At 27.5% G+C, this 12346-nt stretch carries 12 protein-coding genes; 3 read left to right on the top strand and 9 right to left on the bottom strand.

Annotated elements, in window-relative coordinates; all coding sequences use genetic code 11:
• Positions 1–132: 132 nt before the first annotated feature.
• From CSPA_RS14970 to CSPA_RS14945, 6 genes are all read right to left on the bottom strand, one after another.
• Entirely contained in the window at positions 133–1059 is a 927-nt protein-coding gene (locus CSPA_RS14970; RefSeq protein WP_015393154.1) for a hypothetical protein, read from the bottom strand.
• Positions 1060–1086: 27 nt separating this feature from the next.
• Positions 1087–1692: a Fe-only nitrogenase accessory AnfO family protein gene (locus CSPA_RS14965; RefSeq protein WP_015393153.1), complete on the bottom strand. Its 606-nt coding sequence runs from the start codon at positions 1690–1692 to the stop codon at positions 1087–1089.
• Positions 1693–1803: 111 nt separating this feature from the next.
• Positions 1804–2766 carry a helix-turn-helix transcriptional regulator gene (locus tag CSPA_RS14960; protein WP_015393152.1) on the bottom strand — a complete coding sequence of 321 codons (963 nt, stop codon included), beginning with the start codon at positions 2764–2766 and terminating at the stop codon, positions 1804–1806.
• Positions 2767–2886: 120 nt separating this feature from the next.
• Positions 2887–3843: an ABC transporter substrate-binding protein gene (locus CSPA_RS14955; protein ID WP_015393151.1), complete on the bottom strand. Its 957-nt coding sequence runs from the start codon at positions 3841–3843 to the stop codon at positions 2887–2889.
• 382 nt (positions 3844–4225) lie between these two features.
• Positions 4226–4432 (bottom strand): TOBE domain-containing protein, encoded by a 207-nt coding sequence (locus CSPA_RS14950; protein ID WP_015393150.1) that lies wholly within the window; start codon positions 4430–4432, stop codon positions 4226–4228.
• A 143-nt stretch (positions 4433–4575) separates the two neighbouring features.
• On the bottom strand, positions 4576–6096 hold the full coding sequence (locus tag CSPA_RS14945) for an ATP-binding cassette domain-containing protein (protein WP_015393149.1): 1521 nt from the start codon (positions 6094–6096) through the stop codon (positions 4576–4578).
• 334 nt (positions 6097–6430) lie between these two features.
• On the opposite strand from CSPA_RS14945, the gene modA reads away from it, so the two are divergent.
• The 3 genes from modA (at position 6431) to CSPA_RS14930 (ending at position 9131) form a co-directional block, all read left to right on the top strand.
• Positions 6431–7237, top strand: a complete 807-nt coding sequence (modA, locus tag CSPA_RS14940) for a molybdate ABC transporter substrate-binding protein (RefSeq protein WP_015393148.1) — start codon at positions 6431–6433, stop codon at positions 7235–7237.
• 170 nt (positions 7238–7407) lie between these two features.
• Positions 7408–8082 carry a molybdate ABC transporter permease subunit gene (modB, locus tag CSPA_RS14935; RefSeq protein WP_015393147.1) on the top strand — a complete coding sequence of 225 codons (675 nt, stop codon included), beginning with the start codon at positions 7408–7410 and terminating at the stop codon, positions 8080–8082.
• Positions 8083–8084: 2 nt separating this feature from the next.
• Positions 8085–9131: a sulfate/molybdate ABC transporter ATP-binding protein gene (locus tag CSPA_RS14930; RefSeq protein WP_015393146.1), complete on the top strand. Its 1047-nt coding sequence runs from the start codon at positions 8085–8087 to the stop codon at positions 9129–9131.
• 96 nt (positions 9132–9227) lie between these two features.
• Here the strand turns inward: CSPA_RS14930 and CSPA_RS14925 are convergent, their stop codons facing one another.
• The 3 genes from CSPA_RS14925 to CSPA_RS14915 all read right to left on the bottom strand — a co-directional run bounded on the left by CSPA_RS14925 (position 9228) and on the right by CSPA_RS14915 (position 12180).
• Entirely contained in the window at positions 9228–9434 is a 207-nt protein-coding gene (locus CSPA_RS14925; protein WP_015393145.1) for a TOBE domain-containing protein, read from the bottom strand.
• Between the two features lie 464 nt (positions 9435–9898).
• Positions 9899–11458 (bottom strand): hypothetical protein, encoded by a 1560-nt coding sequence (locus CSPA_RS14920; RefSeq protein ID WP_015393144.1) that lies wholly within the window; start codon positions 11456–11458, stop codon positions 9899–9901.
• 86 nt (positions 11459–11544) lie between these two features.
• Positions 11545–12180: a Fe-only nitrogenase accessory AnfO family protein gene (locus tag CSPA_RS14915; RefSeq protein ID WP_015393143.1), complete on the bottom strand. Its 636-nt coding sequence runs from the start codon at positions 12178–12180 to the stop codon at positions 11545–11547.
• Positions 12181–12346: the final 166 nt, after the last annotated feature.

Raw genomic sequence — 12346 nt, 5'->3', positions numbered from 1 at the left:
ATACTTTTTAATATATATTTTTTATTTTTTTATGATAATGATTTCATTGTTTAACACTTAATATTTCATATTTCTTATTTTCAAAATTAATATTAGGGGTATTAAGAAAAATAACAAGTCAATATGCCAACCCTATTTTCTATCACCAGTTAGTGTCAATTGTTTTTCACCAAATTCTTTTATTTCAAATTTATTTTCATTAAGAGCATATTCATACATAGAGTCCATAATTACCTTATTATCTGTAAATTCTACCTTCAATGTTATAGTATCCATCACTTCACTATTCGAATATAATCTAACTTTTCTTGGGGAATGTATAATTTTATCACCATTAGCAGTGTAAATTGTTATTATATTTGTTGACGTTATTAATGATTTTAGCTTTCCGTTTTCATAAAAATTCAAAGAATTTGTATCACCATGAATCCCAACAGAATTAATATCATATGCATCTATATTTCCAATAGGTGTATTAATAGAAGTTGGTCTAAACGGTTCGCAGGATTTTAGTTTCCCACTTTTATACAAAGAAAAACCTACTCGTATTATTAATTCATATTCATCAATATTTAATTTAACCCTTTCTTTAGGCCATAAAGTAATACTCTTTAATTCTCGTGTCTCATAAAAGTGCAGTGATATAGGTTTAGCTTCAAAAGATGAAAATTCAAAATCAAATTTATACGCTTTAGCTAACTTATATTCATCATCTTCAGACCAATATCCAGACAATTTTCCATCCAACAAAAATAATCTGTTAATTGACCCATTTTCATAAAAAGTTATTTTTTCCACTTCAAAACTTCCTATTGTTGTTACAATACTGCTCAATTCATTTAAAGCTATACTTTTTATATTTCCACTTTTAAATACCTTTACTGATGGAAGTTCTTTTCTTCTTTCATGTGGAAAATCATATAAAGGCACAAATTTATATTCTAATATCTCCAACTCGCTCTTTTCTTCCACGCTATAAGATTCAGTTTCTCCTGTTGAATAATACTCTGCAATAAATGCATCATTTAGTATACCGCATTTTATTTCTATATTTTTCATATTACTACACCTCCATAAATAATTTAATTATTTTTTGCATAGTATAACTTTATAATCATTTCTTCCAATTTCATTAACTTCCAATTTTATCTCACCATTATTTTCTTTATTTACTAGCCATGGCGGTACATGACAACAACGTATTTCAATTTTTTCCACTTCATCATTTTCTAAATAAGGATTTATTGCCATCTTGGATGATATCTCTGGATTAGTCAGTTCGAGTTCCTGTAAATCTATAAAATAATATCCGTCTTTCATTTTTTTAGCAATATCCATCTGCTGATTACTTAACTCTTCCTGCTCTATTTCACCATCCATTACTTCATCTAGATACTTCAATGGATTACCCTCAAATTCCCAAACACTAAAATCTTCCATATAAAAAACACTATACGGGATTCCAAAAGCTTTAGTGACCATTATAATTTTGCATTCCCCAAATTCTTTAATAAGATTTTGATATTCTAATCTAATTTCATTTATTCCCCTTTTTCCATTTGTTCGATTAATTAAAATAACTTTTCTAATTTCCCATGTGCATTTATCCTTTATAAAAATTTTAATATATTTTGCATCTTCAAAAGAACTTATATTGTCTTTTTCGGAAAGGAATACTCCTATCTCATTCATACAACTCTTCCTCCTTTAAATTTTATTTTTGGATAACAAAAAAAGATACAGCAAAACCGCTGCATCTTTGCAAGTCAACTTGTTATTATTAACTTTATATTATACCATTCTTTATGTTTTAGCAAGTATTTTTCCACTATCTTTTAAATCATATCCACCCAAGCTTTGTATTTCTTTTTTAAATTCTTCACTTTGAACTGTATTAACAATTAATTGATATATAGAATACTTTAAATCTGCTTCTTTAATAACTAAATCATATCTTTCTTCTTGAAGCTTAATAAAATCAATCTCCTCTACCTGTTTTGCAATTTTTTCATTCCCAATTCCAACATCGCCTTCACCTCTGGCAATACTTCTAGCTACCGCAAAATGAGACTGTTTTTCTGTATTATATCCATTTATTTGCTCATTTGGAATTTTAGCTGCTCTTAATTTCTCATCTAATAAAATCCTTATACCAGAACCTTTTTCTCTATTAATCATAGATATATTGGGATTAACTAAATCGCTCCAACTATTTATATTATAAGGATTTCCTTTAGCCACATAAAAACCAACATTTCTATATGCCAAATTTATAATTAAACATGGGATTCCAGGCATCATTTTCCTAACGAATGCTAAATTATACTCACCTGTATCTCCGTCCCATAAATGCGCTGATGCTGCAGAAATTTTATCATTATATAAATCATAAAGTCCAGCATAACTTCCAGTATTAGATCTAAGTACTCGTATATCATTAACCTTTGCCCTTATACTTTCTGCCAAAATATCTAAAATTACATCCTGCCCCGATATTATAATATCATTATTACTTTCAAATTTTAGAATATTATTTTTGGTTTCTTTTTGTGCCACTTCATTATTTAAAACCAACGGATTACTATATTTTAACGGCATCTTTTGATTATTTATATAATTTTCAACATCAGCTTTATCTATTCTTAATTTTTTCCCAACCTTATAACCTGGCAGTTCTCCTCTTTTCACCATCTCATAAACAGTATTTTTAGTAATCTTCAACAGTTCTGCAACGTCTACTGCTGTTAGGGATTTCTGATTCTCCATTAGAATTCCCCTCCTTCTCTTTCAAAAATATTTTACATCTAAAAAGTATTATTTTAATTATTAAATAATATTTCATAATTCTATTTTAACACATAAGAACAATTTCTTTATAAATAATTTTTATTCTTTAAAGAAATCATTTAATTTTAACATTAATTTATTAATATCATTATTCTTTATAAAATCCCATCCCACCCAGTTTAGCCTATAATTATTATCTCTTAAATATTTTAAATAATCTACTGGATGTGGTAACATTGCATCTTTGCATATGCTTCTAAATTCTTCATCATTAAAATAATTAACTATACTTTCCAATTCATCTGAAGTATCCTTTTGAACCAATAAGGTAATTGGGCTAATAATTGCTCCCTCTTCAGGCCATACAAGCTTAATATTTTTGTTGTTTTTAAGTAAATTAGCGTAAAAATACGGCAAAATGCTTACAGTTGGTGAATTATCCACTGCCTTTCCCATATTTTTAACCATTTCAGCAGGATGACCTCCATAACCAACAATTTCTTTTAATTTTCTAATTCCTTCCATGCCAAATTCTTTGTAAATTCCTAATAAAGTCGTCTCACAATACTTACCTTTTTTACCCCTTATAGCAACTTCTTTTTTTAAAGAACTATTTAATAGTTCTTTCCATGACTTAGGAATGTTTCTATTTTTTAATTTTGTTAAATCTACTGCCATAACTAAATAATTCAAAGAAATTATATAATAATTTCCTTCTGGATCATTAAAATCACTATCAATGTATTCATAATTAGTATTATGAACTTTTTTGAAATATTTTTCCTTAAGAGCGGTAGTTCTAAAATCATTTCTATAAAAACTATTAATTCCAGAGCTTATAATTATCTTTGGCAACTCATCTTTGAGTGGTACATGAGATGATTCATCCATCCACATCACCTCATAGTTTGCATTTCCTTCTAGAAGATATTTAAAGTTCTCTACATTTTTTAAATTATTTATCATATTATTAAAGCTAATCTCTACAGGAACCTTAATCGGACACGGTAATAGTCCAATAAAATCATATTCAGACTTATCAATAATAGTTTTCATTAATACAGCCCCTCCTTAATCTATAATTATATATTGTACGACTGAGAATATAAAATTCATAACTAAGTCACACTTTAAATATTGTATTTGAAAACATAAACAAACATAACACATCAAAACACAATAAAATTATGATAGTTTTAATTTCAAAAAAACTTTTTCATAAAAACTATTGCTTTTTTATAATCACTATGTTATATTAAATTTACAAAACATGATAAAACATAACAAAACACTTTATCATTCATCTTCCAATTAGTTTTGATATAGTGTATAAATATTTTAGGATATCTAAATGATAAAAAAGAATATCTTAAAATAATTTAAGATATCCTTATTATAGCTTTGTAATGATGTATTGCCTTAATTTTTATGTAGAATTTTATGCCATAACCATAACTGAAGTTGCTTTAATCACTGCAGTAGCATCTGATCCTACTGTTAAACGTAATTCTTTAACTGCATCTAATGAAATTGTTGATGAAATTACTATATCTTTAGCAATTTCGATTTTTACAGTTGCATTTACTGCCCCTTCTTTAATTTCTACAACTTTTCCTGCTAATTGATTTCTTGCGCTTAATTTCATATTTATTCCTCCTAAAATATCATGTAATTTTTTTATTTTAATTATACTTTACAGAAAATATAACCTGCAACAACATTTTTTTCTATTTATGTTTTTCTTTAGAAAATTAAGAATCTTAATCATTATTCTTAATTTAATTATGCCTATGTGAAATATTTTTCCATATTCCAATCTATTAATTCCCCATATCTTAAAGAATTTCTGATTTCGAGCATTTTATTATCAAATCTTTTAATAATTTTCAAATTTTCTTTTTCTTTTTCACTTGTAGTAATAACTTTATTTATTGCACCATTTTTAATTACTAGTCTCTTATCACCAAGCAATGCCAAAATAGGATCATGGGTGGAAACAAAGACTATCTTCCCTTCTTTAACCAATAACTTCAAAGCTTTACTTCTATCAACTCCTGCATTTTCTATTTCATCAATAAGCACTATTGGAGAAGTACTTAAAAATGCAGTATCTGCAATCATTAATGCTCTTGATTGGCCTCCACTCAATGCAGTTACAGAAGTGCATTCATCAAATTTTTCACCTGCAAGTGCATTTGCATGGTAGATGATTTTTTTTGTAACCTCATCAATTCCCTTAACCCTTCTGCTCTTTGCATGAATTTTTATGAATTCCTTAACAGTTACATCCATTACAAAATTCATGTTTTGAGAAAGCTGAGCAACCAACTTGCCTGAATATAAATTTTCTCCAAATATTTTTACAATTCTACCTGTAGGTGTGTCACCGCTTGCAATACACTCTATATCTTCGAGTAATCTGCTTTTACCAGATCCAGTAGACCCTACTATGCATATAATCTCACCTGAATTAATAGTTAAATTAACTTCTTCTTTACATCCATTTTTATCATGTCCACCTAAAATTGATATTGTTTTAATAATAACGTTATTATTTTCTACAAGTGCGTCGTTATTATTTGCCATTGTTATATTATTTATTATGCTATTAGAATTTTTCTTTTCATTAAAACTCATTTTTTTAACATTTCCAGTTTGATAATCGTTACCTATCATAGTTTCACCAAGGCAATAAGAACATAATGCCGAAGGCATTGTAAATCTAAGTTTTCTACCTTCAAGAGTTTCTATGTCATTTGTTTCTTTTAAGCACATGCTTAATTCATACGCACCTTGTCCTGTTAATCCATTGACATATAAAATTTTAGCATTAGGATTTGTCTCTTTCACCATAAAAGTAAAAACTTCTCTTTCCGCTTGAGATACTATATCTCCTTTTGTAATGACTATTATATCTGCAAATTTCAGCATAGGTCCGATTTTTTTGGGTGTATTAATTCCAGAAAGACTATCAATAACACATACTGCTAAAATATCTTTTATGTGAGGAGAACATCTATTACATAATCCTGCACTTTCACTTATCAACACATCTAGATGTTTATCAATTGCATATTTTATACATTCATTAATATTGCTAATATAAAAATGATCTGGGCATAAATTTCCTGATAGTCCAACTAACACTTCAACGCCTGCCTTATTATAAAGTATATCGTCATAAGTTGTAAGACAATCAAATTTTACCACCCCGAAACGATCATTATCGTTTTTTAGACTAGCGATAACTTTTAAAATTACTGAAGTTTTACCAGATGATGGCGGTCCGGAAAATGTAATAAATTTCAACCTTATCAACTCCTTTCAACAATGAAAACTCAACTATAACATGAACGTCTTTAAGCAAATAAAAAACACCCCAAAAAATCCTATACATTCCTGTACACTCATCTTTGAGATGCTAAAAAACATAACTAACATTACTATAACTTTATATAACCATATTATAATATATTTTGTCAAGACATAAAAATACTCTTTTCCTATCGTATTGCATTTTTTCAAATTTAATGTTAGTATAATAAAAACTATATCATCGAGCAAAAACAAGCATAAATAGACTAAACATATCTAAACATTACAATTAATCAAATTTATAAATATGAATGTGAGGTTTTGTTTTATGAAAAAAAATATTATATTTTCAACATTAATGACAATTATTCTATCCGTATCAATTATTTCATGTGGCACACAAAAAGATTCCCCTTCTGCACCTAAGGATACAGCATCTACTGAAAAAGCTATTGAATTAAACATATCTGCTGCTGCTAGCTTAAAAGAAGCAATGACTGATATTCAAACTGAATTTAAAAAGGTTAAACCCAATGTAACCTTAACAGTTAATTTTGGTGCTTCAGGTTCTCTTCAACAACAAATTGAACAAGGAGCTCCTTGTGATATCTTTATTTCAGCAGGCCAAAGTCAAATGAAAGCTTTAGATAGTAAATCTTTACTTCTTGAGAATACCAAGAAGGATTTAGTTAAAAATGATTTAGTACTTGTTGGACCAAAAGATACTAAATTAACTGGATTAGCAGATTTAAATACCGATAAGGTCAAAAAGATTGCTGTGGGTGAACCTAAGAGTGTACCTGCTGGACAATATGCAGATGAAGTATTTACTAAGCTTGGTATAAAAGATGCAATAACATCAAAACTTGTATTTGCAAAGGATGTAAAAGAAGTACTTGCCTGGTCTACTTCCGGAAATGCTGATATAGGTTTTGTTTATAAAAGTGATGCACTAAGTAGTAAGGATGCAAAAATTATTGAAACAGTTCCTGATGACAAGCACTCACCAATTACATACCCGATCGGAATAATTAAGGCTAGTAAAAATGCTGATGCAGCAAAATCATTTGAGGACTTTCTATTTACTGACACATGCAAAAAGATCTTTGAAAAATATGGTTATGGTATAGCTTAACCGTATACAATTATCAGTTCACAATTGAATTTTGATAGTTGACAATTTCAGCAAATGCAATTGGGCACATTAGAAAAATTATAATCTGGACAAGGTTGTTAATTTTCCAAATGTGCCTTATTATCTATAAATTCACCTATTCTTTAATTACTTTTTAAGGAGGACTTAATATGGATTATGCACCTTTATGGATTTCAGTAAAAACAGCTATTCTTTCAACTATGATAACATTCTTTGTAGGAATTTTAATTTCTTATTGGATGGCAAATTTCAATGGAAAAGCTAAAGGAATAATAGATGGACTTTTCACCTTGCCTTTAATTCTTCCTCCAACTGTCGTAGGATTCTTTTTGCTATTACTTTTTGGAAAAAATGGTCCAATAGGAAAGCTATTAGAACTTTTTAACACTTCAATAATCTTCAGCTGGAGTGCTACAGTAATTGCAGCAATAGTTGTATCATTCCCAATGATGTACAGAACTACACGTGCTGCTTTTGAGCAAATAGATATAAATATAATTTCTGCTGCTAGGACTCTAGGTCTTAACGAATTTAAAATATTTTATAAAATAGCTATTCCATTAGCAATGCCAGGTATAATTGGAGGACTAGTTCTATCTTTTGCTAGAGCTATTGGTGAATTTGGTGCTACATTAATGATAGCTGGGAATATTCCTGGTAAGACTCAAACCATGCCACTTGCCATCTTTTTTGCAGCTGAAGGTGGAGATATGGAAAAAGCATTGCTTTGGGTTATAATAATTGTATTATTATCACTGATATTAATATTATTAATGAATTATTGGTCAGAGATTCAACTTAAACTAATGGGAAGAAGGTCATAAATATGTCATTATACATAGATGTTGAAAAGGAATTTTCTTCTTTCAAGTTAAACGTAAACTTTAAGCATGAAAGAGGAATTCTAGGTTTTTTAGGAGCCTCCGGCTGTGGCAAAAGCATGACCTTAAAATGTATTTCAGGTCTAGTTACTCCATCAAAGGGAAAAATTATTATTAATGATTCAACTTTTTTTGACTCAGAAAAAAGAATAAATTTATGCCCACAAAAAAGAAAAGTTGGTTACTTATTTCAAAATTATGCTTTATTTCCTCATATGAATATAATAGATAATATTGAAGCTGGTATTTCTAGTTTACAGGATAAAGAAAAAAAAGCTGTATGTAAAGAGTATATAGAACGCTTAGGAATTTCTGGATTAGAAAAGCATTATCCCTGGCAACTATCTGGAGGACAACAGCAAAGAGTAGCTTTAGCTAGAGCACTAATCACTAATCCTGATACTTTGCTTTTAGATGAACCTTTTTCAGCACTGGATCAACATCTTAGAAACAATTTAGAAAAAGAATTATTGTCTATATTAAAAAGCTATAAAGGCAATGTTATTTTTGTGACTCATGATATAGCTGAAGCATATAGAGTTTGTGACGATATCATTGTATATGAAAATGGAAAATCGTTAGAAAAAAGAGAAAAGAAAGCTTTATTTAAACGCCCCAAAACACTTTCTGAAGCAACTTTAACAGGTTGCAAAAACATTTCTAAAGCTAAGAAGACAGGTACATATACTATTTACACTGAAGATTGGGGATATGAATTTGTAACAGCTGATGAGGTTCTTGACAATGTACAATACCTTTGTATACGCGCACATGATCTAGAGGTTTACAATGGTGAGAAATTAGAAAATACTTTTTCTTTTGTTATTGAAAACATAATAGAAAACCCCTTTGAATTCACTCTATTTTTGAAGAATAAATTGGTTCCTTCTTCAAGTCAAATTGAATATAAACTTGAAAAAAAGTATATGAAATATTGCATAAATGAAATAATCTCGTTAACTTTTCCTAAAGATAGTTTATTTTATTTTTAAATAACCACTGTATAGATTATATAGCAAAAAAGTAATGAAGGATTTCTGAAGAATTCTTCATTACTTTTTTTATGTTCATATTTCATCAAAAGTTGCTTAAGCCATTACCATAACTGATGTAGCTTTAATGACTGCAGTAGCATCTGAACCAACTTTTAAATTTAATTCTTTTACAGCCTCCATTGATATAGTAGATGAAATAACTATATCTTTAGCTATTTCTATTTTTACAGATGCATTTACTGCTCCTTCCTTGATTTCTACCACTTTTCCAGCGAATTGATTTCTTGCACTTAACTTCATAATACTCCTCCTCAAATGTAATTTCTATTATTTTAATTATAAGTATATTTAATCCATATTTCAATTAATTTTGCTAATATTTCATCAATTTTCTATATATTCTGAAAAAATAAAAATTAATTTTCAAAAGACTCTATAGATATCCAATTCAATAATCAAACTTACAAATGGAATATACATGAATCATTGAGAAATTATAGCCGTAACACTACACTAGAAATCATATACATTTTTCTGGAAGCAGGCATATGAAATTGAGCTATTGATGGTTGTTAGTGGAAGGTTGTTCCATTTTCTGCTTGTCATAAATTTACTTTAGGAACATGCAGAAATGGGTGCAACCTTCCACTTAGAACCTTCCAGCGAAAATTTCACTAGTCATGTGGAAGATAAATGTATCTGATTTCGGTAATTGTTGCATAAGTTTAATTCTCGTTTTGGATATCTATATTTTTGAAAAATTTTTATTCAAATTTAACATATTCGCATTTATTTATATTTTCTATTATTTCATGTTCTACAAGGTTTATATTTGTTTTTCCTATATATCCGAATTTACATTTATTGAATTTAATATAATTCATAGCTTTATAGAAGGTTGAATGGTTCATATATTTTGTATAAAAAAATATGTAATCAGAATTATTCAGTGTTGCAATATCAAAGTTTTCATTAAATCCATTTAAAGTTCTTATTCTTGGATACTTTATTCTAAATCGTCTTCTCCATTCTTTATCCCCACCAATTATAATAATTTTCCTATTATTAATATATTCCTCTAGCTCGTTATATATATGAATTTTTTCAGAATTATCTATAGAATTATATTGATATTCTTGGAAAGACTCTAATTCCAACCTAAGATTCTTTTCTTCCTTTAATTTATTTTCAAGTGTTGCAATTCTATTTTCCATAGTTTTAATTTCTTGCTTGTGAAGATTGTTGAGTTTTTTTAGTTCATTATTCAAATTTTTTTCGTAAACTAATTTCTCTTTGATTAAGTCTGCAACTTCAACTTTTAAAGTATCATTTTCTTTTTCAATATAATTTAACTTAGCTTTTATATCATCTAATTCACATTGCTTTACTTCCCCATTATTTTCTATATATCTTTGTCTTGTATTTTTGTATTCATTAATAAGAGATTGTATAAATATGCCACTTACAATACTAGGCATAATTAAATCTTGTTTCTTATTTTTACTTCCCCTTATATAAGATAAAATTATTTTATCAATATCAATAAATTCAGATTCAACAAAGGTGTGATTTATATTTATTTTATTAGATATAAACAAGTCATCCATAAAGTCTCCCAAATTATGAATATCCTCATTTCTATGGCTTAAAATATCTTTGTAACTAAAGAATTTTCCATATTTATTTTTAATTAATGTTTTAATTTCTTGTATTTGAATTTTATATTTCTTCAGCTCATTTTCAACATCTTGATTGATTAAATTTCCAAATTCAAACTCCTCTATATCATTTAAAATAGACATTACAAACCCTTGATCTACCTTTTCAGGTGATATATACACTGCAAAATATAAATAAAGGGCTGCATCAAATTTAGCTTCTATATTTCTTGTTAAAATATCCATTTTCATATATTTATTTTTTAATTTTTCTTTATCATGTTTTTTTACAGTTGTATATATAATAGGATAGTATTTTCTAAGGAGCTTAAGTAATTTATTTCTTAGGTTAACTTCATATTCAGCTTCCAATAGTATTCCTAAAACTTTTCTTGCAGATATCTCATGTTGAAGAGTTCCTTGACTAATAATGATATTATCAGCACTTGCAGGATTAATAATTATATTGTGATACCTTTGAAGTGTATCAGAGTATAGTTTATCAATCTCTTCTTTTATATCATTCCTTTTAGCTATACCAAGACTTATATTCGCAAAAATATAATTTTTTATTATATCACTATCTATATTTAAATTATTTGAAATGATTTCAGAAAAGGAACTAATATTTATTTTATTTAAACTGGTATTTTCTATATATTCCATCAGATTTCCTCCTTTCTTAATTTGTAATATTCTATAATTTAAAGTTAAAATCTATAATTAACCTTGTAATTATCTTCTTATATATCTTAATTATTATGATTAATTAAGATAATATAATCGTTTTGTCCTGTTTTTGAAAATTCATAATTCAAATTTTGTGTTTTCAATTCAGGTTCTAACCAATTGGGAATATGACTGCAAATTACAATTAATTCATTAAAGTTATTATTATTTAAAAAAGGTCTCAAGGCCTGTTTAGTTGTGGTCCCAGTGTTGTGTTTTTGTATTTCTTTTAAACTTAAAATATAATATCCTTTTTTGCCAATCTCCTTTGGATAAATAGTACGCCTTTTTTCATTATATTTTGAAGTTATTATAAATTTAATTTCTTCTTCCTCTTCCTCTTCTTTTTTAGAAACATATTCAAGAATTTCATTTTGCTTTCCTTCCATTTTCCATATACTGATCCCAAAGTTATTAAGCATTTCATGAATTAAATCAGGTATTTCTTTTGAAACAAAAACTTTACAATTATTCAAAGCCTCTGAAAGATTTAAAGTATTTAAAAGTATATTTTCATCTAAATTAAAAATCTCTACTGATGTTTCTTCTTCTACACTCCATTTATCATTATTCTTAGAATAAATTCTAACAAATCCATTTGCACTTAAATCAGTTATTTCTCCCAAATTATTTTCGTATATTGCAATTTTTTTAATCATAACTCTCTCCTTTTATACATTATTTTCATTCACGGTATATTAATACTTTGTGAAATAAATCATCAATAACAATTATTTAGTCTTTAAAAAATAATATAAAAAAAGCCCAATTAATATACCTATAAGTATAGAAATTAGACTCCATAGTCAAATATTTAATAAAATA

The sequence above is a fragment of the Clostridium saccharoperbutylacetonicum N1-4(HMT) genome (genome assembly GCF_000340885.1).
In the GTDB taxonomy this organism is placed as follows: domain Bacteria; phylum Bacillota; class Clostridia; order Clostridiales; family Clostridiaceae; genus Clostridium; species Clostridium saccharoperbutylacetonicum.
The sequence above is the reverse complement of the archived record's forward strand: the minus strand, read 5'-3'. Positions and strand labels throughout refer to the sequence as shown.

Bases quoted from the DNA above. Each gene is read 5' to 3' on its own strand.
- CSPA_RS14970 (WP_015393154.1), bottom strand. From the start codon at position 1,059: ATGAAAAATATAGAAATAAAATGCGGTATACTAAATGATGCATTTATT.
- CSPA_RS14965 (WP_015393153.1), bottom strand. From the start codon at position 1,692: ATGAATGAGATAGGAGTATTCCTTTCCGAAAAAGACAATATAAGTTCT.
- CSPA_RS14960 (WP_015393152.1), bottom strand. From the start codon at position 2,766: ATGGAGAATCAGAAATCCCTAACAGCAGTAGACGTTGCAGAACTGTTG.
- CSPA_RS14955 (WP_015393151.1), bottom strand. From the start codon at position 3,843: ATGAAAACTATTATTGATAAGTCTGAATATGATTTTATTGGACTATTA.
- CSPA_RS14950 (WP_015393150.1), bottom strand. From the start codon at position 4,432: ATGAAATTAAGCGCAAGAAATCAATTAGCAGGAAAAGTTGTAGAAATT.
- modA (WP_015393148.1), top strand. From the start codon at position 6,431: ATGAAAAAAAATATTATATTTTCAACATTAATGACAATTATTCTATCC.
- modB (WP_015393147.1), top strand. From the start codon at position 7,408: ATGGATTATGCACCTTTATGGATTTCAGTAAAAACAGCTATTCTTTCA.
- CSPA_RS14930 (WP_015393146.1), top strand. From the start codon at position 8,085: ATGTCATTATACATAGATGTTGAAAAGGAATTTTCTTCTTTCAAGTTA.
- CSPA_RS14925 (WP_015393145.1), bottom strand. From the start codon at position 9,434: ATGAAGTTAAGTGCAAGAAATCAATTCGCTGGAAAAGTGGTAGAAATC.
- CSPA_RS14920 (WP_015393144.1), bottom strand. From the start codon at position 11,458: ATGGAATATATAGAAAATACCAGTTTAAATAAAATAAATATTAGTTCC.
- CSPA_RS14915 (WP_015393143.1), bottom strand. From the start codon at position 12,180: ATGATTAAAAAAATTGCAATATACGAAAATAATTTGGGAGAAATAACT.